At 61.5% G+C, this 21,057-nt stretch carries 22 protein-coding genes; 8 read left to right on the forward strand and 14 right to left on the reverse strand.

Annotation, left to right across the window (positions count from 1 at the left end; translation table 11 throughout):
• Positions 1–101 precede the first annotated feature (101 nt).
• Positions 102–440 carry a Grx4 family monothiol glutaredoxin gene (grxD, locus tag M2396_RS16850; RefSeq protein ID WP_101321842.1) on the forward strand — a complete coding sequence of 113 codons (339 nt, stop codon included), beginning with the start codon at positions 102–104 and terminating at the stop codon, positions 438–440.
• Positions 441–529: 89 nt separating this feature from the next.
• Here grxD and bfr read toward each other — a convergent pair whose 3' ends face one another.
• Together bfr and M2396_RS16860 are read right to left on the reverse strand one after the other, a co-directional pair.
• Positions 530–1,003 (reverse strand): bacterioferritin, encoded by a 474-nt coding sequence (gene bfr / locus M2396_RS16855; RefSeq protein ID WP_103438360.1) that lies wholly within the window; start codon positions 1,001–1,003, stop codon positions 530–532.
• 202 nt (positions 1,004–1,205) lie between these two features.
• Positions 1,206–1,427 carry a bacterioferritin-associated ferredoxin gene (locus tag M2396_RS16860; protein WP_101321840.1) on the reverse strand — a complete coding sequence of 74 codons (222 nt, stop codon included), beginning with the start codon at positions 1,425–1,427 and terminating at the stop codon, positions 1,206–1,208.
• Positions 1,428–1,637: 210 nt separating this feature from the next.
• Between M2396_RS16860 and M2396_RS16865 the strand changes: the two genes are divergently transcribed.
• Positions 1,638–2,240: a peroxiredoxin gene (locus tag M2396_RS16865; protein WP_101321839.1), complete on the forward strand. Its 603-nt coding sequence runs from the start codon at positions 1,638–1,640 to the stop codon at positions 2,238–2,240.
• 86 nt (positions 2,241–2,326) lie between these two features.
• Here M2396_RS16865 and rnt read toward each other — a convergent pair whose 3' ends face one another.
• Positions 2,327–2,929, reverse strand: a complete 603-nt coding sequence (gene rnt / locus M2396_RS16870; protein WP_189691781.1) for a ribonuclease T — start codon at positions 2,927–2,929, stop codon at positions 2,327–2,329.
• 56 nt (positions 2,930–2,985) lie between these two features.
• The gene (gene pyrC, locus M2396_RS16875; protein WP_101321837.1) at positions 2,986–4,032 is read right to left on the reverse strand and encodes a dihydroorotase; all 1,047 of its coding nucleotides are present in this window, start codon (positions 4,030–4,032) and stop codon (positions 2,986–2,988) included.
• Between the two features lie 130 nt (positions 4,033–4,162).
• Between pyrC and M2396_RS16880 the strand changes: the two genes are divergently transcribed.
• Together M2396_RS16880 and M2396_RS16885 are read left to right on the forward strand one after the other, a co-directional pair.
• Positions 4,163–5,098 (forward strand): OmpA family protein, encoded by a 936-nt coding sequence (locus tag M2396_RS16880; RefSeq protein WP_220632455.1) that lies wholly within the window; start codon positions 4,163–4,165, stop codon positions 5,096–5,098.
• Positions 5,099–5,235: 137 nt separating this feature from the next.
• Positions 5,236–6,453 carry an argininosuccinate synthase gene (locus tag M2396_RS16885; protein WP_101321835.1) on the forward strand — a complete coding sequence of 406 codons (1,218 nt, stop codon included), beginning with the start codon at positions 5,236–5,238 and terminating at the stop codon, positions 6,451–6,453.
• Between the two features lie 31 nt (positions 6,454–6,484).
• Here the strand turns inward: M2396_RS16885 and M2396_RS16890 are convergent, their stop codons facing one another.
• Positions 6,485–6,967 carry a hypothetical protein gene (locus tag M2396_RS16890; RefSeq protein ID WP_259076161.1) on the reverse strand — a complete coding sequence of 161 codons (483 nt, stop codon included), beginning with the start codon at positions 6,965–6,967 and terminating at the stop codon, positions 6,485–6,487.
• A 369-nt stretch (positions 6,968–7,336) separates the two neighbouring features.
• Between M2396_RS16890 and M2396_RS16895 the strand changes: the two genes are divergently transcribed.
• Positions 7,337–7,963 (forward strand): response regulator transcription factor, encoded by a 627-nt coding sequence (locus M2396_RS16895; RefSeq protein WP_101321833.1) that lies wholly within the window; start codon positions 7,337–7,339, stop codon positions 7,961–7,963.
• Between the two features lie 36 nt (positions 7,964–7,999).
• Here M2396_RS16895 and M2396_RS16900 read toward each other — a convergent pair whose 3' ends face one another.
• From M2396_RS16900 to metG, 3 genes are all read right to left on the reverse strand, one after another.
• Positions 8,000–8,179, reverse strand: a complete 180-nt coding sequence (locus tag M2396_RS16900) for a PA3496 family putative envelope integrity protein (RefSeq protein ID WP_101321832.1) — start codon at positions 8,177–8,179, stop codon at positions 8,000–8,002.
• A 104-nt stretch (positions 8,180–8,283) separates the two neighbouring features.
• A complete protein-coding gene (nth, locus tag M2396_RS16905) occupies positions 8,284–8,922 on the reverse strand; it encodes an endonuclease III (RefSeq protein WP_259076165.1) in 639 nt (212 codons plus the stop codon).
• 97 nt (positions 8,923–9,019) lie between these two features.
• Positions 9,020–11,062, reverse strand: coding sequence for a methionine--tRNA ligase (gene metG, locus M2396_RS16910; protein ID WP_259076168.1), 2,043 nt, complete (start codon positions 11,060–11,062; stop codon positions 9,020–9,022).
• A 158-nt stretch (positions 11,063–11,220) separates the two neighbouring features.
• Between metG and apbC the strand changes: the two genes are divergently transcribed.
• Entirely contained in the window at positions 11,221–12,315 is a 1,095-nt protein-coding gene (apbC, locus tag M2396_RS16915; RefSeq protein ID WP_101321829.1) for an iron-sulfur cluster carrier protein ApbC, read from the forward strand.
• 108 nt (positions 12,316–12,423) lie between these two features.
• Here apbC and M2396_RS16920 read toward each other — a convergent pair whose 3' ends face one another.
• Positions 12,424–12,633: a cold-shock protein gene (locus tag M2396_RS16920; RefSeq protein ID WP_101321828.1), complete on the reverse strand. Its 210-nt coding sequence runs from the start codon at positions 12,631–12,633 to the stop codon at positions 12,424–12,426.
• 325 nt (positions 12,634–12,958) lie between these two features.
• Between M2396_RS16920 and dcd the strand changes: the two genes are divergently transcribed.
• Positions 12,959–13,525: a dCTP deaminase gene (dcd, locus tag M2396_RS16925; RefSeq protein ID WP_101321827.1), complete on the forward strand. Its 567-nt coding sequence runs from the start codon at positions 12,959–12,961 to the stop codon at positions 13,523–13,525.
• A gap of 97 nt (positions 13,526–13,622) precedes the next feature.
• Positions 13,623–13,853, forward strand: a complete 231-nt coding sequence (locus M2396_RS16930) for a hypothetical protein (RefSeq protein WP_101321826.1) — start codon at positions 13,623–13,625, stop codon at positions 13,851–13,853.
• Here the strand turns inward: M2396_RS16930 and pdeM are convergent, their stop codons facing one another.
• The 5 genes from pdeM to M2396_RS16955 form a co-directional block, all read right to left on the reverse strand.
• On the reverse strand, positions 13,854–14,510 hold the full coding sequence (gene pdeM / locus M2396_RS16935) for a ligase-associated DNA damage response endonuclease PdeM (protein ID WP_150572235.1): 657 nt from the start codon (positions 14,508–14,510) through the stop codon (positions 13,854–13,856).
• A gap of 26 nt (positions 14,511–14,536) precedes the next feature.
• Positions 14,537–17,014 carry a ligase-associated DNA damage response DEXH box helicase gene (locus M2396_RS16940; RefSeq protein ID WP_259076174.1) on the reverse strand — a complete coding sequence of 826 codons (2,478 nt, stop codon included), beginning with the start codon at positions 17,012–17,014 and terminating at the stop codon, positions 14,537–14,539.
• Between the two features lie 61 nt (positions 17,015–17,075).
• Positions 17,076–18,191: a succinylglutamate desuccinylase/aspartoacylase family protein gene (locus M2396_RS16945; RefSeq protein WP_259076175.1), complete on the reverse strand. Its 1,116-nt coding sequence runs from the start codon at positions 18,189–18,191 to the stop codon at positions 17,076–17,078.
• 99 nt (positions 18,192–18,290) lie between these two features.
• Positions 18,291–19,949 (reverse strand): ATP-dependent DNA ligase, encoded by a 1,659-nt coding sequence (locus M2396_RS16950; RefSeq protein ID WP_150570559.1) that lies wholly within the window; start codon positions 19,947–19,949, stop codon positions 18,291–18,293.
• Positions 19,946–20,956, reverse strand: a complete 1,011-nt coding sequence (locus M2396_RS16955; protein WP_103438348.1) for a ligase-associated DNA damage response exonuclease — start codon at positions 20,954–20,956, stop codon at positions 19,946–19,948. Before M2396_RS16955 ends, M2396_RS16950 begins: the two co-directional genes overlap by 4 nt.
• Positions 20,957–21,057 lie beyond the last annotated feature (101 nt).

Here is a 21,057-nt window from a genome sequence, read left to right on the forward strand (position 1 = left end):
CTGCTGATCCGACCGCGTGCAGGTCGACCCACGGCCGGGCTTTCCGATACAATGGCTGACCGTGCCGACCATCGAGTCGGAAAGTTCAGACGAGGTGCTTCATGGATATCATCGAAACAATCAAAGAGCAGATTGCCAACAACACCATTCTGCTTTACATGAAAGGCTCGCCGAACGCGCCTCAGTGCGGCTTCTCGTCCAAGGCGGCCCAGGCTGTCATGGGCTGTGGCGAGAAATTCGCCTATGTCGACATCCTGCAGAACCCGGAAATTCGCGCCAACCTGCCCAAGTACGCCAACTGGCCGACCTTCCCACAGCTGTGGGTTGCCGGTGAACTGGTCGGCGGCAGCGACATCATGATCGAGATGTTCGAGAACGGTGAGCTGCAAAAGCTGGTCAAGGAAGCGGCTGCCAATGCTGCCAAGGCTTCCGAAGCCTGATTGACCTTGCTGGGCAAGCAGCCAAAGTTGTTTGCCCAGGCATGAAAAAGCCCCGCACTTGGCGGGGCTTTTTCGTATGGGCTTGAGCGTTACTCTTCGCCCATCTGCGACTGCAGGTAGTTCTCGATGCTGATCTTGTCGATCAGGCTCAGCTGGGTTTCCAGCCAGTCGATGTGCTCTTCCTTGGATTCAAGGATGTCTTCCAGCATTTCCCGCGAGCCGAAGTCGCCAGAAGTTTCGCAGTGCGCAATAGCTGCCTTGAGATCGATCAGACCGCTTTGCTCGATCTTCAGGTCGCATTCCAGCATCTCTTTGGAGTGCTCGCCGATCAGCAGCTTACCCAGGTCCTGCACGTTAGGCAGGCCTTCGAGGAACAGGATGCGCTTGATCAGCTTGTCTGCGTCCTTCATCGCCTCGATGGACTCTTTGTACTCGCGCTTGCCCAGGGCGTTGAGGCCCCAGTCTTCATACATACGCGCGTGCAGGAAGTACTGGTTGATAGCGACCAGCTCGTTCCCGAGGATCTTGTTGAGATGCTGGATGACGCTGACGTCGCCTTTCATGTCCGTATTCCTGCCGTGTTGAGTGTGTCAATACCCGAAGTCTGAGCCGGACAACTTCCAGTGTCAAACCTAAGTTGTTGAATAATAAATGAAATTTAATCGGAATAAGAATGTTTGTGAACCGCGTTGGCACGCTAACTTATTGAATTAAAGGCATAAAAAAACCGGACACAAGGTCCGGTTCTTCAAAATACGGGGGAAATCAGACTGCATTAAATTCGACGGGGTAGGGCAGGGCGGGCTGCTGGCTGACCTGGAGGTCGGTCAACGTCTCACGCACCACCTGCTTGGCAAGGCACGCGCACTTGCCGCATTGGCTCGCCACGTTGGTGGCCGCACGGACTTCCTTGTAGCTACAGCATCCCTCGTAGATCGCATCGCGAATCTGTCCGTCGGTGACGCCGACACAAAGACACACATACATAGAGGCTGACCATCGTCGTTGAGTCGATGCGTTGGAGAGTAATAGTAATGAGAATGCTTGTCAAAGCGGTTTCTGAAACTAAATGCGCAAGGGCGACCGGCGGTTGGATTCTGCCTGTCACCTTAACCTGTGTATGATGGTCAGCCTTTGCTGGATGCTTGGCGGGTTTGCCGCCGGGCAACGTTTTTTCACCTTCATCAGGAGATAACGATGAGCGTACTCGTTGGTAAACAAGCCCCCGACTTCACCGTTCCAGCTGTGCTGGGCAACGGCGAAATCGTCGACAGCTTCAACCTCGCTTCGGCGATCAAGGGCAAGTACGGCCTGGTATTCTTCTACCCGCTGGACTTCACCTTCGTCTGCCCGTCCGAGCTGATCGCGTTGGACAACCGCATTCCGGACTTCGCTGCGCGCAACGTCGAAGTGATCGGCGTGTCGATCGACTCGCACTTCACTCACAACGCCTGGCGTAACACTCCGGTCAACAACGGCGGCATCGGCCAGGTCAAGTACACCCTGGCGGCTGACATCACCCACGAAATCTGCAAGGCCTACGACGTTGAGTCCGAAGGCGGCGTAGCCTTCCGTGGCGCCTTCCTGATCGACCTGAACGGCGTTGTCCGCTCGCAGATCATCAACGACCTGCCGCTGGGCCGTAACATGGATGAGCTGCTGCGTCTGGTTGACGCTCTGCAATTCCACGAAGAGCACGGCGAAGTCTGCCCTGCCAACTGGAAAAAAGGCGACAAGGGCATGAACGCTTCGCCAGAAGGCGTTGCTGCCTACCTGAGCGAGAATGCCGGCAAGCTGTAATCGCCACGCATAAAAAAACCGGCCCTGGTGGCCGGTTTTTTTATATCCGCTGCGCGTCTCGGGACGCAGCAGCGGTAAGCTGATCATCAATCGCGCCAGCCGCCCAGATCCTTCCAGCGGTTGACGATGCCGCAGAACAGCTCGGCAGTCTTCTCGGTGTCATAACGCGCCGAATGCGCCTCACGGCCGTCGAAATCGATGTCGGCGCTCTGGCATGCTCGCGCCAGTACGGTCTGCCCGTAGGCTAGCCCGGCCAGGGTAGCAGTGTCGAAGCTGGAGAACGGGTGGAACGGATTGCGCTTGAGGTCATTGCGCGCAACCGCAGCATTGAGGAAGCCCAGGTCAAAGCTGCTGTTGTGGCCGACCAGGATCGCCCGCTTGCAGCCGTTGGACTTGAGCGACTTGCGAACGCTGCGGAAGATTTCGGTCAGCGCGCTCTCTTCACTCACTGCCATGCGCAGTGGGTGGTCAAGCTTGATCCCGGTGAACTCCAGTGCCGCCGCCTCGATGTTGGCGCCTTCAAACGGCTCGACGCGGAAGAAGTGCGTGTGCTCAGGGAACAGGAAACCCTTCTCGTCCATGCCGATGGTGACCGCAGCGATCTCCAGCAGGGCATCGGTAGCGCTGTTGAAGCCACCGGTCTCGACATCGATAACAACCGGCAGGTAACCGCGGAAGCGCTCGGCCATCGGGTGGCGTGGGCCACCGCTGGAAGCTTCCTGGTCGTCTTCGTACAGATCTTCGCTCACGCGTTTTCCTCCAGCAGGCGCCAGCGCAGTTTTTCACCGGCGCGCAGCGGAATCACAAGGTTGTCGCCAAACGGCAGGCTGCTTGGCGCAGTCCATTCTTCACGGACCAGGGTAATCCGGTCGGTGTTTGCCGGCAGGCCATAGAACGCTGGGCCATGCAGGCTGGCAAAACCTTCCAGCTTGTCCAGCGCGTTGCGCTGCTCGAACGCTTCGGCGTACATCTCGATCGCCGCATACGCGGTGTAGCAACCGGCGCAGCCGCAGGCGGCTTCCTTGGCGTGCTGGGCGTGGGGCGCCGAGTCGGTGCCAAGGAAGAACTTGCGATTGCCGCTGGTAGCCGCGTCCAGCAGCGCCACCTGGTGGGTGTTGCGCTTGAGGATCGGCAGGCAATAGAAGTGCGGGCGAATACCGCCGACCAGCATGTGATTGCGGTTGTACAGCAAGTGCTGAGCGGTGATGGTCGCACCGACATTGGCCGGTGCTTCACTGACAAACTGCGCGGCATCGGCCGTGGTGATGTGTTCGAACACCACCTTGAGCGTCGGGAAGCGGTCGACCAGACGGCGCATGTGCTCGTCGATAAAGCGTTTTTCGCGGTCGAACACATCGACATCGGCATGCGTCACTTCACCGTGCACCAGCAGCGGCATGCCGGTTTCGGCAAGGGCTTCGATGGCCGGGAAGATCTTGTCGATGCTGGTCACGCCGGAATCGGAGTTGGTCGTGGCGCCAGCCGGGTACAGCTTGGCGGCGTAGACAAAACCACTGGCCTTGGCCGCGCGGATGTCATCGGCACTGGTACGGTCGGTAAGGTACAGCACCATCAGCGGCTCGAAGCGGCTGCCAACTGGGCGCGCGGCAAGGATCCGCTCGCGGTAGGCACCCGCTTCGGCGGCATCGCGCACCGGCGGAACCGTGTTGGGCATGACAATGGCGCGGGCGAAGGTACGCGCTACGTCGCCAACGGTGTGGGGCAGGACAGCACCATCGCGCAGATGGATATGCCAGTCATCGGGACGCAGGAGGGTCAGGCGGTCGGACATTGGGGATTCCAGGCGGGTCGAACTCAAGTGCGAATGCTACCGGAAAACCCTTGGTCGAGCACGGCTATCAAGTTTTCCGGCGCGCGACCGATAGCCTGCAGGTAAGCCGTCAGAATTTGTGGAGCCGCCCGTGCGCCAGCGTTACCTAGCCCTGTTCACCTTGTTTGCCAGCCTGCCGGCAGGCGCATTGACCTTCCAGACCCGGATGGAGAACATCGCCTGGACGGTCGAAGGCGATCAGTTCGAGTGCCGCCTGGTCCAGCCGATAGACGGCTTTGGCAGTGGCGAGTTCGTGCGTCGCGCAGGCGAGCAACCAACCTTCCGCCTGCGCTCGGACACCAACCTGCTCGGCGCCGGCTCTGCCACCTTGCTCGCCGCCGCTGCGCCATGGCAGCCGGGGCGCAGTGATGTCAGTCTCGGTGCCGTACGCCTGGCCCGCAGTGGGGTGTTGTTCACGTCCTCGCAAGGCCAGGCCAGTCGCTTGATCAACGGCCTGATGGATGGGCGCAGCACGGTCGTGCGCAACCATGCCGGCGAGGGTGGTCGAGCAATGGAAGTGCGAGTGTTGCCCGTCAGCTTTGCCAAGGCGTTCAACGACTATCAGCTGTGCGCGAGCAAGCTATTGCCGATGAACTACGACCAGATTCGCCAGACGCAGGTCGCCTTCCCGCGTGGGGTTGAACTGGACAGTAATGGCCGGGCTCGGCTGGACGTGATTCTCGATTACCTGAAGGCCGATCCGACGGTCAATCACATCGAACTCAACGGTCATTCCGACAACGGCGGCAATCGTCTGGCCAATCGCGAGGACTCGCGGCGCCGGGCGCTGGCGGTTGCCGAGTACCTGGTAGCACATGGTGTGCCTGAAACGCAGATCATCGTGCGCTTCCATGGCGAGCGCTACCCGCTGGCGAAGAACAACAGCGCGGCCAATCGGGCGCGTAACCGTCGCGTCAACATCGAACTGGATCGCGTAACGCCAGTGGCCAAACCGGCGGAAAGAGCGCTCGAGCCTTCCCCGGCTGGCGCTCCTGTGGCCCCTGCGCCTGCGGCCAAGCAACTGTAAACAGCCAGATCCGCGACCGTTGGTCGCTGTATCGAAAGTTCTTGTCGCTTTGTCGTCAGAAGCTGTCGCCCCACTGTAAATTTGCCCGCGAGGTCGGTAGAATCGACGGCTTTCCGTAAACCCCGTGGAGTGATGGCATGGCGGACGTAAATAAGGTCGTACTGGCGTATTCCGGCGGCCTTGATACTTCGGTGATTCTCAAGTGGCTGCAGGACACCTACAACTGCGAAGTGGTGACCTTCACCGCTGACCTCGGCCAGGGCGAAGAGGTCGAACCGGCCCGCGCCAAGGCTCAGGCGATGGGCGTGAAAGAAATCTACATCGATGACCTGCGCGAAGAATTCGTGCGTGACTTCGTGTTCCCGATGTTCCGCGCCAACACCGTCTACGAAGGCGAGTACCTGCTGGGTACTTCCATCGCGCGTCCGCTGATCGCCAAACGTCTGATCGAGATCGCCAACGAAACTGGCGCTGACGCCATTTCCCACGGTGCGACCGGCAAGGGCAACGACCAGGTTCGTTTCGAGCTCGGCGCCTACGCGCTCAAGCCAGGCGTCAAGGTCATTGCACCATGGCGCGAGTGGGACCTGCTGTCCCGCGAGAAGCTGATGGATTACGCCGAGAAGCACGGCATCCCGATCGAGCGCCACGGCAAGAAGAAGTCGCCGTACTCGATGGACGCCAACCTGCTGCACATCTCCTATGAAGGCGGCGTGCTGGAAGACACCTGGACCGAGCACGAAGAAGACATGTGGAAGTGGAGCGTCTCCCCGGAGAACGCCCCTGACCAGGCGACCTACCTCGAGCTGACCTTCCGCAATGGCGACATCGTTGCCATCGACGGCGTCGACAAGTCGCCAGCTACCGTGCTGGCCGACCTCAACCGCATCGGCGGCGCCAACGGCATCGGCCGTCTGGACATCGTCGAGAACCGTTACGTCGGCATGAAGTCGCGTGGCTGCTACGAGACCCCTGGCGGCACCATCATGCTGCGCGCTCACCGCGCCATCGAGTCGATCACCCTCGACCGTGAAGTGGCTCACCTGAAAGACGAGCTGATGCCCAAGTACGCCAGCCTGATCTACACCGGCTACTGGTGGAGCCCGGAGCGGATCATGCTGCAGCAGATGATCGACGCTTCGCAGGTCAACGTGAACGGCGTAGTGCGCTTGAAGCTGTACAAAGGCAACGTCACCGTAGTCGGGCGCAAATCCGACGATTCGTTGTTCGATGCCAACATCGCTACCTTCGAGGAAGATGGCGGTGCGTACAATCAGGCTGACGCGGCTGGCTTCATCAAGCTCAACGCACTGCGTATGAGGATCGCCGCTAACAAAGGTCGTTCGCTGCTGTGATCGACTGCCAGATGGCGTGATCAACCCCGGCCTAGCGCCGGGGTTTTTTTTGCCCGCCAGCGACCTCGAACAGCACTGACTGAGGGGTGTCGGCGAGCGCCTCGACAGCCAGATAGATCTGCTTGTGCGCGTCCAGGTTGTACAGCGTCCAGCTGCGCGCGCTCGGCTCTGGGTCGGCCAGCGTGCGGTGGATATGCTGTTCTATCAGAACACCTGCGTCCGGACCGGAAAACGCAATGGTCGCCGAGGCCTGCCCATGCATTCGCTCCGCCTCGATTGCTGGCTGCTGCTGCGCCGCTTCATGTGCAGCGGGCTGGTAAAGGGTCTGGTGATTGAAGTTCAGGGTCAGAAAGAACAGTACCGTGAGAAAAAATGGAAAGCCGACCAGAAACCATGTGTAGATCATCTGGCTGGCCTCGCTCAGGAACGGCAGCGAGGCCAACGCCGATGCCTCGACGATGCCTGCAAAAATCGCTATGAGTGTCAAAGGACTCAGACTTTTTTCATTTTTCATGTTGGCAGCCCCCGTCGATATAGCTCCTGTTTACCCGTCGCAGCGTGCGCCGAAAAGGTAGCCGAGTTCCTCGCTTGGTTAGAGTGCCGCCGCGTCATCAGAGCATTGATGTCGAGTCCTGCGTTGTGGGCTGATTGATCCTGCATGCGTCAGCGATGATGCTGGCTTGAAGAGCGCTCGTGTCGCCAGGCTGCCGTCTGGAATAGAGGGCAGGGGGCATGATTTCCTAAGATGCCTGTTTGTAGGAAATTTCCTTGATTAATGTAGGTTTCATCTCTGCGTGTCCTACGGGCCCCACCCCCCGCGCTATTTGCCGTTGCGCTCGGTTATGGTGGCGGCTGGATAAAAAAATAAATCAATGGATGTCGCATGAATAAAGTGCTTATCGTGGATGATCACCCGGTCATTCGCCTTGCTGTGCGCATGCTGATGGAGCGGCATGGTTATGACGTTGTGGCAGAAACCGACAACGGCGTAGATGCGCTGCAGCTGACCCGGGACTACCTGCCAGATATCGTGGTCCTGGACATCGGTATACCCAAGCTCGATGGGCTTGAGGTGATTGGCCGCATCGGCCTCGCCAGCCCCAGCAGCAAGGTACTGGTGTTGACGTCGCAGGCGCCAGGGCATTTCTCCATGCGCTGCATGCAGGCCGGCGCGGCCGGCTATGTCTGCAAGCAGCAGGAACTGACCGAATTGCTCAGTGCAATCAAGGCGGTGCTCTCGGGCTACAGCTATTTCCCCAATCAAGCCCTGCACAAGGCTCGCAGCGCCATCAGTCGTGGGACCGAGACCGAAATGGTCGAGCGCCTTTCTGCGCGTGAGATGATGGTGCTGCAGCAATTGGCCAGGGGCAAGAGCAACAAGGATATCGCCGAAAGCATGTTCCTCAGCAACAAGACCGTCAGCACCTATAAAACCCGGCTGCTGCTCAAGCTCAATGCTCGCTCACTGGTCGATCTGATCGAGCTTGCCCAGCGTCATGGGCTGGCCTGAGCAGGCTTGGTGCCGGCCTGTTTACAGATCGTGGTTTTACAGGTCGTAGTCGTAATCGGCGAGTTGCCGCTGCAGGCGTCGCTCCTCCAGCAAGTTGTCAATGGTGCGACGCTTGTCCAGGTTGGTCTTGGCAACTTCTACCCGCGGCTCCGGCTCGTCATCGGTGCTCAGTACCAGATCGTCATCGATCACCAGGTCTTCTTTGTCAGTGCTCATGAGTTACTCCAAGCCAAGGGGCCATTGGCCGACCTTATAACGAGAATCTCTGGTCTGGTAAAAAAGATTTTTTCAATCAGGGAGGGGGTGTTCTGGCTATCGGCTCAATCGTCCGAGGTTTTTAGTCGGTATTCGCACAAATCCTCGATGCGGCAGCTGCCGCAGCGCGGCTTGCGCGCCTGGCATACGTAGCGGCCGTGGAGGATCAGCCAGTGATGAGCATCGAGCAGGTAATCCTTGGGAACAAAGCGCATCAGCTTTTTTTCCACTTCCAGCACGGTCTTGCCAGGGGCGATCCCGGTGCGGTTGCTGACGCGGAAAATATGCGTGTCGACGGCCATGGTGGGTTGCCTGAACGCCGTATTGAGCACCACGTTGGCGGTCTTGCGGCCCACGCCTGGCAGCGCCTCGAGTGCTTCGCGGTTGTCGGGGACTACGCTGCCATGCAGCTCAATCAGCAGCCTGCAGGTTTCGATGACGTTTTTCGCCTTGCTGTTGTACAAGCCGATGGTGCGGATGTAGGCGCTTAGCCCGTCGACGCCGAGGGCGTAGATCGCCTCGGGCGTATTGGCAACCGGATACAGGCGCGCCGTGGCCTTGTTGACGCCGACATCGGTGGCCTGGGCTGACAGGATCACCGCAATCAGCAATTCAAATGGTGTGGTGTAGGCGAGTTCGGTCTTGGGCTCTGGGTTGTCTTCGTGCAGCCGACGAAAGATCTCCAGGCGTTTGGCGGCATTCATGAAAGGCTAGGCTCTCGTTTGAGGCGGGGAGGCGATGGTCGCTGGCCACGTTGGCCAAAACAACGCCCCGGCACTTGGCCGGGGCGTTGTTGCTCGGTTACTTGATGCGCTGGCCTGGCTTGGCGCCGCTGTCAGGGCTGAGCAGGTAGATCTCTTCGCCGCCAGGGCCGGCTGCCATGACCATGCCCTCGGAGATGCCGAAGCGCATCTTGCGGGGCTTGAGGTTGGCCACCATCATGGTCAGGCGGCCTTCCAGCAACGACGGGTCAGGGTAGGCCGACTTGATCCCGGAGAACACGTTGCGACGCTCGTCGCCGATGTCCAGGGTCAGTTGCAGCAGCTTGTCGGCACCCGGTACTGCTTCGGCTTTGACGATCAGGGCCACGCGCAGGTCGACGGCGGCGAAGGTGTCGAATTCGATTTCCGCAGCCAGCGGATCCTTGCTCAGCTCGCCATTGCCAGCAGGGGCGCTGGGCGCCTGGGAGGCGAGCAGGTCTTCCTTGCTGGCGGCGATCATGGCTTCGACCTTGGCCGGTTCGATGCGGCTCATCAGTGGCTTGAACGCATTCAGCTGATGGTTTTCCAGGCGTGACTGGTGATCGTCCCAGCGCAGCGGGGCGACGTTGAGGAAGGCCTCGGCGTCTGCTGCCAGCACTGGCAATACCGGTTTGAGGAAGATCACCAGCTGGCGGAACAGGTTGATGCCTTGGGCGCAGATGGCATGAACCTCGTCCTGCTTGCCTTCCTGTTTGGCCAGCGACCACGGCGCCTTGTCGGCAATCCAGGCGTTGGCGCGGTCGGCCAGGGCCATGATTTCGCGCATGGCGCGGGCAAAGTCGCGTGCCTCGTAGGCTTCGGCGATCGATGGCGCGGCGGCGGCAAAGGCTTCGGTCAGCTCAGGCTCGGCATCACCGCCGACCATCACACCGGCATTGCCTTTGTGGATGAAGCCTGCGCAACGGCTGGCAATGTTCACCACTTTGCCGACCAGGTCGGAGTTGACCTTCTGGATGAAGTCTTCCAGGTTCAGGTCGAGGTCATCGACGCCGCGGCCAAGTTTGGCGGCGTAGTAATAACGCAGGTATTCCGGCGCCAGGTGGTCGAGGTAAGTACGCGCCTTGATGAAGGTGCCACGCGACTTCGACATCTTCGCGCCGTTGACCGTCAGGTAGCCGTGCACGTTGATTGCAGTCGGCTTGCGCAGGCCTGCGCCTTCGAGCATGGCCGGCCAGAACAGGGCGTGGAAGTTGACGATGTCCTTGCCGATGAAGTGATACAGCTCGGTGGTCGAGTCGGCCTTCCAGTACGCATCGAAGTCCAGCTCCGGGCGGCGTGCGCAGAGGTTCTTGAAGCTGGCCATGTAGCCGATGGGCGCGTCCAGCCAGACGTAGAAGTACTTGCCTGGCTCATCCGGGATTTCGAAGCCGAAATACGGTGCGTCGCGGGAGATGTCCCACTCCTGCAGACCGGAGTCGAGCCACTCGGCGAGTTTGTTGGCAACGGCGTCCTGCAGGGTGCCACTGCGGGTCCACTGCTGCAGCATGGCCTGGAAGTCAGGCAGCTTGAAGAAGAAGTGCTTGGAGTCCTTGAGTACTGGCGTGGCGCCAGAGATCGCTGACTTGGGGTTCTTCAGTTCGGTCGGGGCGTAAGTTGCGCCGCACTTCTCGCAGTTGTCGCCGTACTGATCTTCAGCCGCGCACTTGGGGCAGGTGCCCTTGATGAAGCGGTCGGCCAGGAACATCCCTTTTTCCGGGTCGAAGTACTGCGTGACCGAGCGGTTGGCGATGTGCCCGGCGTCGCGCAGGCGGGTGTAGATCATGCTCGACAGTTCGCGGTTTTCATCGCTGTGGGTCGAGTGGAAGTTGTCGAAGTCGACCAGGAATTCGGCAAAGTCACTGCTGTGCTCGGCCTGCACGTCGGCGATCAACTGCTCGGGGGTGATGCCTTCTTTTTCGGCACGCAGCATGATCGCCGAGCCGTGGGCGTCGTCGGCGCAGACATAGGTGCACTGGTTGCCGCGCAGCTTCTGGAAGCGAACCCACATGTCCGTCTGGATGTACTCGAGCATATGGCCAAGGTGAATGGAACCGTTGGCATAGGGCAGGGCGCTGGTGACGAGAATCTGACGTGGCTCGGACATGGTGGCTCGGCTATTACTCTGGCTAGACGGGATACAAAGTTGATCGGCCACTATAAAGCGACAGCGAATATATTTCACCCCATCGACGTACCTGCTGACGATTGACGGGTTAGCATAGGCGCCTGTCTCACCTTCAGATCTTGCCTATGGGAGCCTCCATGAGTGCCGTCACACGTGCCGATGTCGAAGCCGCGCTTCGCCAGTACACCGATCCCTACCTGAACCAGGACCCGGTCAGCGCCGGTTGCGTACGCGCGATCGACATCCAGGGTAGCCAGGTCAGCGTGCAGCTGCAGTTGGGCTATGCTGCCGGGCTGTTCAAGAATGGCTGGGCGCAGGTATTGCAGACCGCTGTCGAGAACATAGAGGGCGTAACTGCCGCCAACGTCTCGATCGATTGTGTGATCAGCGCACACAAGGCCCAGGCGCAAGTGCCCGGCATGGCCAACGTGAAGAACATCATCGCTGTTGCCTCGGGCAAAGGTGGCGTAGGCAAGTCGACCACTTCGGCCAACCTGGCCTTGGCGTTGGCGCGCGAAGGGGCGCGGGTGGGTATTCTCGATGCCGATATCTATGGCCCAAGCCAGGGCGTGATGTTCGGTATCGCCGAAGGTACTCGACCGCAGATTCGTGAGCAGAAGTGGTTTGTGCCGATCAAGGCGCACGGCGTCGAAGTGATGTCGATGGCATTTCTGACCGACGACAACACGCCGATGGTCTGGCGCGGGCCGATGGTCTCCGGCGCCCTGCTGCAACTGGTGACCCAGACGGCCTGGGATGATCTGGACTACCTGGTGATCGACATGCCGCCGGGCACTGGCGATATCCAGCTGACCCTGGCGCAGAAAGTCCCGGTGGCCGGTTCGGTGATCGTGACCACGCCGCAGGACCTGGCCCTGCTTGACGCGCGCAAGGGTGTGGAGATGTTCCGCAAGGTCAACATCCCGGTACTTGGCGTGGTGGAGAACATGGCCGTGCATATCTGCTCTAACTGTGGCCATGCCGAGCACCTGTTCGGTGAGGGCGGCGGTGCCAAGCTGGCCTCGCAATACGGTGTCGACTTGCTGGCGTCGCTGCCGCTGTCGATGCTGATTCGCGAGCAGGCTGACAGCGGCAAGCCGACTGCGATTGCCGAGCCGGAAAGTCAGATTGCCATGGTCTACCAGGAACTGGCGCGGCAGGTCGGTGCACGTATCGTGCTGCAGGAAGCAGCCGCTCCGGCCATGCCGAGCATCACCATCAGCGAAGACTGATATCTCGGCATCCCTGCGTAAGTGGGGATGCCGTTCGCGCTGGTCTGATAGCTAAATTGCAGGCATAAAAAAACCCGCCGAAGCGGGTTTTTTTGAAGCCAGCTGGAATTAACCCAGTTGAACTTCTTCAGCCTGCATACCTTTCTGGCCGCGGGTAGCGACGAAAGTTACGGCTTGGCCTTCTTTCAGAGTTTTGAAGCCGTCAGCTTGGATGGCTTTGAAGTGCACGAACAGGTCGTCACCCGATTGAGGGGTGATGAAGCCGTAGCCTTTTTCATCGTTGAACCACTTGACGGTACCGTTTTGACGGTTGGACATGTGTCTGTCTCCTTGGACAAAGTAATTATCGGCGCAGGAAATGCCCTGGCCGGACTGAGTGCAAAGAGTCGGAAAATTCAGCGATGGGCAGATTGGGATCGTGCATCTAACTAGAGTTCTCGGTGTCACGTGCAGCACAGTGACGTCACCATACCCCACTTTCTTCAGCCTGCCAATGGTCAAACGCGGCTTTGCTCAAAATCGGATCGGCGGCGGCTGCAAGCCCCGTCCGGCGTGGGATACGGCCGGGGAACTTTAACCCGGAGGCCGGGACCGGTAAGATGCGCTTCTCGTTTTTTACCTTGCAGCCTTCAGGACACCCGCCATGAGCATCAAATCAGACAAGTGGATTCGCCGCATGGCGCAGGAACACGGCATGATCGAACCCTTCGTCGAGCGCCAGGTGCGCGGTGACGAAGCCAGCCGGGTGATTTCCTTCGGCGTTTCCAGCTACGGCTACGACGTGCGCTGCGCAGACGAATTCAAGGTCTTCACCAACATCAATTCGGCCACGGTCGACCCGAAAAACTTCGACGCCGGCAGCTTTGTCGACGTCAAAAGCGACGTCTGCATCATCCCGCCGAACTCGTTCGCCCTGGCGCGCACCGTCGAGTACTTCCGCATACCGCGCAACGTCCTGACCATCTGCCTGGGCAAAAGCACCTACGCGCGCTGCGGCATCATCGTCAACGTCACGCCGCTCGAGCCAGAGTGGGAAGGCCACGTGACCCTGGAGTTCTCCAACACCACCACCTTGCCGGCAAAGATTTACGCCAACGAAGGCGTGGCGCAGATGCTGTTCCTCGAGTCCGATGAAGAGTGCGAAGTCTCTTATAAAGACCGTGGCGGCAAGTACCAGGGCCAGCGTGGGGTCACCCTGCCGCGGACCTGAGCCGACGAGCGCGGGGAATTAGTTGCCCGCAAGGCACTCCAACGGGGTAACAGTTGCGGCGTGCATGACGTACGCCGGCCCCCGTGAGGAGCTGCCTATGAAACTCCATACCACTGTCAGTGCCCAGCTGGCTCATCTCCAGCCTAACCAGATCGGCCTGCTGGCCTGGTCGCTGTTGGCGCAGCCACCACTGCCTGTGCAGGCAGGAGGAGTGCCCGGCCAGCCGGACCCGGACAGCCCGCAGCCGCCTCAGCCGGGTGAGCATCAACCGACCGAGCCGGGTGTACCGACCTTGCCGGACGACATACCGCCTACTCCTGTTGCGTAATTAACGCTGCACTGCCCAGACCCGCTCAGCCCCCGCCAGAAACACGCGGGTGGCTGCGTCGGGTTCGACCGTCCAGCCCCCGGTGAATTCGCCGAATGCGGGCAACAGGCAGACCTCCTTGTTGATTAGAAAGCACGGCAAGCGCAACCGCTGCCGGGCTCTGCCACGGAGTACGTAAACCGGATGTACGTGCCCTGCCAGCACCGTGTGCGGAGGGTTTGCCGTGGGCTCGTGCTGCAGGGCAAACGGGCCGTATAGCCACGGTTCTTCCTTGATCTCGATGTTCAGTTCCGTCGGTGGGTCGCCGGCATGGCGGTCATGGTTGCCGCGCACCAGAATCATCTGCACCTGAGCATGCCGCTCGCGCCAGGCCTTGAGCTTGGCGATGATCGCTGGCGCCTGAGCGTGGCGGGCGTGCAAGAAATCGCCGAGTACAATCAATTGCTCGCAAGCGTGCTCGGTAAGCAACGCATCAAGGCGGGCGAGGGTGGCATCGGTGGTGCCGCGCGGCACTGGCTGATTCAATGCGCGATAGCTTGCCGCCTTGCCGATGTGCACATCAGCGACCAACAAGGCCCGCCGCGCTGGCCAGTACATGGCCTTGTCCGGCAGCAGCCAGAGTGTTTCGCCGCAGTGTTCGATTTCCAGGTGCTGCATAGAAGTCCTTGTACTCAGGGCGAGGCTCAGCTCCCGCGCCGCGTTCGCCCCTTGGGTGCGTCGGCGACTTTTTCCAGATCAGCCACCATCCGTGCAATGCGGTCGGCCAGTTTTTCTGTGCTCAGGGTCTCGCGCATGCCTTCTACCAACAGCGCGAAAGCCAATGGTCCGGGGCGACGCAGGTCGTGCAGATCCAGATGCAGCGTACTCAATTTGAGCAACTGCCGATGCAGCCGCTCGATTTCCAGTTCTTCGCGCAGCACCTCATCCCGCGCTTGGCCGAGCAACAGATTGTCGGCGTCGTGCTTGCGAAATACCTCGTAGAACAATCCGCTGGAGGCCTGAATCTGTCGAGTGCTCTTCTGCGCGGCCGGGTAGCCGCCGAACACCAGCCCGGAAATCTGCGCGATTTCGCGAAAGCGCCGCAGCGCCATTTCGCCCGCATTCAAGCTGGCCAGTGCATCTTCGAGCAGATCATCCGTGCTCAACGCCCGCGGCAGATACGTGGCCCAGTCGACCGTGCTGGGGCTGACCAGCTCGAAGCCGTAATCATTGACCGCAATGGACACCGACAATGGCTGCACCCGGCTCACGCGCCACGCTATCAGATTGGCCAGGCCCAGGTTGGCCATGCGTCCGGCGAATGGGTACAGAAACAGATGCGAGCCTTGTCTTGAAGTGAATGTCTCGGCCAGCAGGGTGTGCTGGGTGGGCAGCGCCGACCAAGTCGCCTGCAACTCCAGCAGAGGTCGCACGGCGCGCATTTCCGGGCCGTCGAAGTGGTCATGGGCTGCGGCATCCAGGCGCTCCACCAAGGCGTCCGCCAGTTCGCTCGACAGCGGCATACGGCCGCCATTCCAGCGGGCAATCGCCGCCTTGCGAGCGGTACTGCGGCGTACATAGGCGGTCATGTTCTCGACCCGCACCAGCTCCAGCACGCGGCCGGCAAACACCAGCGTATCGCCGGGTTTGAGGCGCGCGATAAATGATTCCTCGACGCTGCCCAGCTGTTTGCCGCCGCCGCCCTTGCTCCAGTATTTGAGCTGAATACTGGCATCGCTGACGATGGTGCCGATGCCCATCCGATGGCGCCGCGCCAGGCGCTCGTTGGCCACCCGCCAGATGCCGTCGGCGTGGGCTTCGACGCGCTGGTAGTCAGGGTAGGCCGTCAGCGAGCTGCCGCCATGGCAGACAAAATCCAGTGCCCATTGCCATTGGCTGTCGCGCAGTTCGCGAAAGGCCCAGGTGCTGCGCACTTCCTCAAGCAGTTCTGCCGGGCGAAAGCCGCTGCCCAGCGCCATGCTGACCAGATGCTGCACCAGCACATCCATGCTTAGCCGCGGCGACTGGCGTGCCTCGATCTGGCCGGCGGCCAGGGCATGGCGAGCAGCGGCGGCCTCTACCAGCTCGAGGCTGTGGGTCGGCACCAGGGTAATCCGCGAGGCGCGCCCGGGCGCATGCCCGGATCGACCCGCACGCTGCATCAAACGCGCGATACCCTTGGCCGAGCCAATCTGCAGTACCCGCTCTACTGGCAGAAAATCCACCCCAAGGTCCAGGCTTGACGTGCAGATCACCGCCTTGAGCGAGCCTTGCTTGAGACTGCGCTCTACCCAGTCGCGGGTCTGCCGAGCCAACGAGGCATGGTGCAGGGCGATCAAGCCGGCCCAGTCAGGGCGGTGCTCGAGAAGTGCCTGATACCACAGCTCGGCTTGCGCGCGGGTATTGGTGAAGACCAGGCAGCTTTCACTGGCGTCGATTTCGGCACTGACCTGCTTGAGCATTTTCAGGCCCATGTGGCCGGCCCAAGGGAAACGCTCGATTGCCGCCGGCAATAACGTGTCGACGACAAAACGTTTGTCCTGACGCCCTTTGACCAGTGAGCCACCGGCGGGCAACAGCACATCGCGGGCGTGCTCAAGATTGCCCAAGGTTGCCGACAGCCCCCACACCACCAGCCCGGGATGCCAGCGGCGCAAGCGCGCCAACGCCAACTGGAGCTGCACGCCACGCTTGTTGCCAAGCAACTCGTGCCATTCGTCGACCACCACCATGCGCAGCTGCGCAAAGTCTTCATTGGCCTGGGCGCGGGTCAGCAACAGGGTCAGGCTTTCTGGAGTGGTCACCAGCGTGCTGGGCAGTCGCCGGGCTTGGCGGGCGCGCTCGGCAGAGCTGGTATCACCACTGCGCACGCCGACGTTCCAGTTCAGTTCCAGGTCATCCAGCGGTGCCTGCAGGGCACGTGCTGTATCCGCTGCCAGCGCACGCATCGGCGTGATCCACAGCACCTGCAGCGGCGCCGGCTTACCGCTCGGGTTGGCCGTGCGCGCATAGGCGCGCAGGGCGGCCAGCCATACCGCGTAGGTTTTGCCAGAGCCGGTGCTGGCATGCACCAGTCCCGACTCGCCACGCTCGACGGCGGCCCAGACCTGGCGCTGAAAGGCGAAGGGTTTGAATCCACGCGTGGCAAACCAGGCGTTGGCAAGGTCGGTTGTGGCGGGCATGCGTGGATCCGTCAAAGGCTGTGTTTCTACAGACCGCCGTGCGTGCCGATTGGTTTACCTGTTAGTTGCCCAACAGGTAACCACTGCGGCAAATCTGCTCGCCCGCGACATGGGCGACGACCATGCCGCTGGTTGCCATGCGCCGAACGCTACGGGCATACAGCAGCCCGGCCTGTTGATTGCGCAGCGAACTGACCTGATCGGTGAGTGGGTCGATCACCTCGGCAATCAGTTGCCCGGCTTGCAGGTATTGGCCGGGTTTTGCGTGGAATACCAGCAGCCCGCCCTGGGGGGTGCTGACGGGTTCCACTGCGGCCAGTGGCGTGGCCGGATGGAGCAGCGCCGGTAATTCGGCCGGTTGCCCTTCGATAACGCCCGCGTGGGTCAGAAAGTCGATGATCGCCTGGCAGTCCTTGGCCGCCAGCGCGTGACAGACGTCGGCTTGCCCGCGCAGCTCCAGCGTGACCGAAATGCCACCGTCGGGGATCGGGTAGCGCTTGCCGAAGCGCTGCTGCAATTGCCACCAGACCAGACTGAAGCACTCATCGAACGACTGCCCGCCCGAGTCGGTCGCGAGCAGGCTGGCTTGCGCCCCGAGGTAGCGCGCCAGCGGCTCGACCCGCGGCCAGGCCTGCGGCGTAGTGTACAGGTGTTCGACCGCTTCGAAGTCGCAGTGCAGGTCGAGGACCATGTCGGCATCGCACGCCAGTCTTTGCAGGCACAAGCGCTGGGACTGCAGCGCGGTACGTACCGGGTGCGCGTCCAGGCCCCGGCGCAGGTGCTCGCGGATCAGCTCAAGGTTGTGGTGCGGGTCCTGCGTCAATTGGCCTTTGAGCTGGTCGCCGATGGTGTCCGAAAGGTCGACGAAGTTGCGGTTGAAGTTCTCCCCGCTGTGCAGCTCGAAGCGGCCCATGGGTGCATCCAGCAGCACTTGCTCGATGCCCAATGGGTTGGCCACTGGCACCAGCAGGACCTGCTGACGCAACAGGCCTTGCTGTTCCAGTTCGAGCAGGCGCTGCTTGAGGTGCCAGGCGACCAGCATGCCCGGCAGTTCGTCGGCGTGCAGCGAGGCCTGTATGTAGACTTTGCCAGCGCCGGCTGGGCCGAACTGGAAGCTGTGCAGGTGCCGGCTGATGCCGGGCGCGGGGCTGAGCAAGCTGTGGGTCGAGTGGTGCATGGGGGTCCTGGGCGCTGGTTGATGATCGGGCTGCGACTGAAGATAGAAGCACAAACTTCGGCGTTGCGCATGCGCGCAGGCAGATCCCGATCACGGTTTTCAGCTCAGCAGGGCCTGCAAGGTGGCCAGGTCGTCGGCTTCCTCGACCGGCTTGTCCAGGCGCCAGCGCAGCATCCGTGGGAAGCGCACGGCGATGCCGCTCTTGTGCCGCTTGGACAGCGCGATGCCTTCAAAGCCCAGTTCGAACACCAGCGTCGGGGTGACGCTGCGCACCGGGCCGAAGGTTTCCACGGTGGTTTTGCGCACGATTGCATCGACCTTGCGCATTTCTGCATCGCTGAGGCCTGAGTAGGCCTTGGCGAATGGCACCAGCGCACGTCCAGGCGTGCCTGCCGGTGCGTCCCACACGGCAAAGGTGTAATCGCTGTACAGGCTCGCGCGCCGGCCATGGCCACGCTGGGCATAGATCAGCACGGCATCGACGCTGAACGGGTCAATCTTCCACTTCCACCACAGGCCCATGTCCTTGGTCCGGCCAACCCCGTAGAGCGCATCGCGCTGCTTGAGCATCAGCCCCTCTACACCGAGGTTGCGCGACTGTTCGCGCTGCTCGGCGAGGTCGGCCCAACTGTCGCCGGTCAGTAGTGGTGACAGCAGCAGCGGCACCTGCGGGTACTCGGCGACTACCCGTTCCAGCTGGGCGCGCCGTTCGTGCTGCGGGCGGCTGCGCCAGTCATGGTCCTGCCATTCGAGCAGGTCGTAGGCCTGCAGCACCACCGGAGCATCGCCGAGCAGCTTCTTGCCCAAGGTCTTGCGGCCGAGCCGTTGTTGCAGCAGGGCGAAGGGCTGCACGGCGACATCGTCGCTGCTGGAGCCCGGTTTCCACACCAGAATCTCGCCATCCAGCACGGTGCCGTCCGGCAGGCTGCTGGCCAAGCTGTGCAGCTCGGGGAAGCGATCGGTCACCAGCTCTTCGCCTCGTGACCAGATCCACAACTGGCCCTCGCGTTTGACCACCTGCGCGCGGATGCCGTCCCACTTCCACTCCGCCTGCCAGTCGCTGACCGGGCCCAGCAGGGCGTCGAATTGTTCGGTCGGCGCTTGCAGCGCATGGGCCAGAAAGAACGGATACGGCTGGCCGCCGCGCTGGCTGTGCTCGTCGGCCGACTCGGCGGCGATCAGCTTGAGGTAGCTGGCGGGGCTCGGTTTATGGCTGAGGTCGGTATAGCCGACCATGCGCTGGGCCACGCGCTTGGCGTCGAGGTCGGCCAACTGCGCCAGTGCGCGGGTGACCAGCAGTTTCGACACGCCCACGCGGAAACTGCCGGTGATCAGTTTCAGGCAGAGCATCAGGCTCTGCCGGTCAAGTTGCGCCCACAGCACTGGCAGGCGCGCGCGTACCTCTTCCTGGGGCTGGCCGCGCAATGGCAGCAGATGCTGCTCGATCCACTCAGCCAGGCCTTGATCACTGGCATGGGCGCTGTCGGGGAGCAGCAACGAGATGGTTTCGGCCAGGTCGCCCACTGACTGATAGCTCTCTTCGAACAGCCAGTCGGGCAGGCCTGACAATTCAATGGCCAGCTCGCGCAACAAGCGGGTTGGCACCAGTTGCCGCGGCCGGCCGCCGGCAAGAAAGTACACCGCCCAGGCAGCATCCTGCGCTGGCGCCTGGCTGAAGTATTCGCGCAAGGCCAGCAACTTGGCGTTGCTCGAGGTAGTGCCGTCCAGGCGCAGGTAAAGCTCGGCAAAAGCCTTCATGGCTGAACCTCGCGGGTGTCGTCTTCTTCGCCGTATTCGGTAACGAAGGCCCGCGCGTCCAGGCCTTGCTCGGATAAATAGCGCACCAGCACATTGACCGAACCATGGGTGACCATGACCCGCTCGGCGCCGGTCTGGGCGATGGCCCACAACAGCCCCGGCCAATCAGCGTGATCAGACAGCACAAAACCGCGATCGACCCCGCGCCGCCGGCGGGTGCCGCGCAGGCGCATCCAGCCGCTGGCGAAGGCATCGCTGTACTCGCCGAAGCGCTTCATCCAGCTGCTGCCGCCAGCCGACGGCGGCGCCATGATCAATGCCTCGCGCAGTAGCGGGTCGTTGCGGGCAAAGTCGCCGGCGTAATGGGTCTCTGGCAGGGCCACGCCAGCTTCGCGATAGACCCGATTCAACGGCTCGACCGCGCCATGCACCAGGATCGGCCCGATGCTGGCGTCGAGGCCATAGAGGATGCGCTGGGCCTTGCCGAAGGCATAACAGAACAACACGCTGGCCTTGCCTTGTTCGCGATTGGCCCGCCACCACTGGTTGATCTCGGCGAAAATCACCGCTTGCGGCGGCCAGCGGTAGATCGGCAGGCCGAATGTCGATTCGGTGATGAAGGTGTGGCAACGCACCGGCTCGAACGGCGCGCAGGTGCCGTCGGGCTCGACTTTGTAGTCACCAGAGGCGACCCATACCTCGCCCTGGTACTCAAGGCGCACCTGCGCCGAGCCGAGCACATGCCCGGCCGGGTGGAAGCTCAAGCTCACGCCGTGGTGTTCCAGGCGTTCACCGTAGGGCAGGGTCTGCAGATTGATGTGCTGGCCGAGCCGGCTGCGCAGGATGCCGGCACCGGGCGCCGCGGTCAGGTAGTGATTGTTGCCCGAGCGTGAGTGATCACCGTGACCGTGGGTGATCACCGCGCGATCAACCGGGCGCCACGGGTCGATGTAGAAATCACCGGGTGGGCAGTACAGGCCTTCGGGGCGAGCAATCACAAGGTCCATGGCAGGCCGCTGGCTAGGGAGTTATAGCTAGGAGCGTTGCTGGCGCGACGAAGTTCGGATTGTCTGGCTGAGGTTGCCCGCACAGCCAGGGCTGTGCGGGC

The sequence above is a fragment of the Pseudomonas sp. BIGb0278 genome, assembly GCF_024809895.1.
GTDB classification, from domain to species: Bacteria; Pseudomonadota; Gammaproteobacteria; order Pseudomonadales; family Pseudomonadaceae; genus Aquipseudomonas; species Aquipseudomonas shirazensis.

Coding starts and splice junctions, on each gene's coding strand:
- grxD (WP_101321842.1), top strand. CDS start 102: ATGGATATCATCGAAACAATCAAAGAGCAGATTGCCAACAACACCATT.
- bfr (WP_103438360.1), bottom strand. CDS start 1,003: ATGAAAGGCGACGTCAGCGTCATCCAGCATCTCAACAAGATCCTCGGG.
- M2396_RS16860 (WP_101321840.1), bottom strand. CDS start 1,427: ATGTATGTGTGTCTTTGTGTCGGCGTCACCGACGGACAGATTCGCGAT.
- M2396_RS16865 (WP_101321839.1), top strand. CDS start 1,638: ATGAGCGTACTCGTTGGTAAACAAGCCCCCGACTTCACCGTTCCAGCT.
- rnt (WP_189691781.1), bottom strand. CDS start 2,929: ATGGCCGAGCGCTTCCGCGGTTACCTGCCGGTTGTTATCGATGTCGAG.
- pyrC (WP_101321837.1), bottom strand. CDS start 4,032: ATGTCCGACCGCCTGACCCTCCTGCGTCCCGATGACTGGCATATCCAT.
- M2396_RS16885 (WP_101321835.1), top strand. CDS start 5,236: ATGGCGGACGTAAATAAGGTCGTACTGGCGTATTCCGGCGGCCTTGAT.
- M2396_RS16890 (WP_259076161.1), bottom strand. CDS start 6,967: ATGAAAAATGAAAAAAGTCTGAGTCCTTTGACACTCATAGCGATTTTT.
- M2396_RS16895 (WP_101321833.1), top strand. CDS start 7,337: ATGAATAAAGTGCTTATCGTGGATGATCACCCGGTCATTCGCCTTGCT.
- M2396_RS16900 (WP_101321832.1), bottom strand. CDS start 8,179: ATGAGCACTGACAAAGAAGACCTGGTGATCGATGACGATCTGGTACTG.
- nth (WP_259076165.1), bottom strand. CDS start 8,922: ATGAATGCCGCCAAACGCCTGGAGATCTTTCGTCGGCTGCACGAAGAC.
- metG (WP_259076168.1), bottom strand. CDS start 11,062: ATGTCCGAGCCACGTCAGATTCTCGTCACCAGCGCCCTGCCCTATGCC.
- apbC (WP_101321829.1), top strand. CDS start 11,221: ATGAGTGCCGTCACACGTGCCGATGTCGAAGCCGCGCTTCGCCAGTAC.
- M2396_RS16920 (WP_101321828.1), bottom strand. CDS start 12,633: ATGTCCAACCGTCAAAACGGTACCGTCAAGTGGTTCAACGATGAAAAA.
- dcd (WP_101321827.1), top strand. CDS start 12,959: ATGAGCATCAAATCAGACAAGTGGATTCGCCGCATGGCGCAGGAACAC.
- M2396_RS16930 (WP_101321826.1), top strand. CDS start 13,623: ATGAAACTCCATACCACTGTCAGTGCCCAGCTGGCTCATCTCCAGCCT.
- pdeM (WP_150572235.1), bottom strand. CDS start 14,510: ATGCAGCACCTGGAAATCGAACACTGCGGCGAAACACTCTGGCTGCTG.
- M2396_RS16940 (WP_259076174.1), bottom strand. CDS start 17,014: ATGCCCGCCACAACCGACCTTGCCAACGCCTGGTTTGCCACGCGTGGA.
- M2396_RS16945 (WP_259076175.1), bottom strand. CDS start 18,191: ATGCACCACTCGACCCACAGCTTGCTCAGCCCCGCGCCCGGCATCAGC.
- M2396_RS16950 (WP_150570559.1), bottom strand. CDS start 19,949: ATGAAGGCTTTTGCCGAGCTTTACCTGCGCCTGGACGGCACTACCTCG.
- M2396_RS16955 (WP_103438348.1), bottom strand. CDS start 20,956: ATGGACCTTGTGATTGCTCGCCCCGAAGGCCTGTACTGCCCACCCGGT.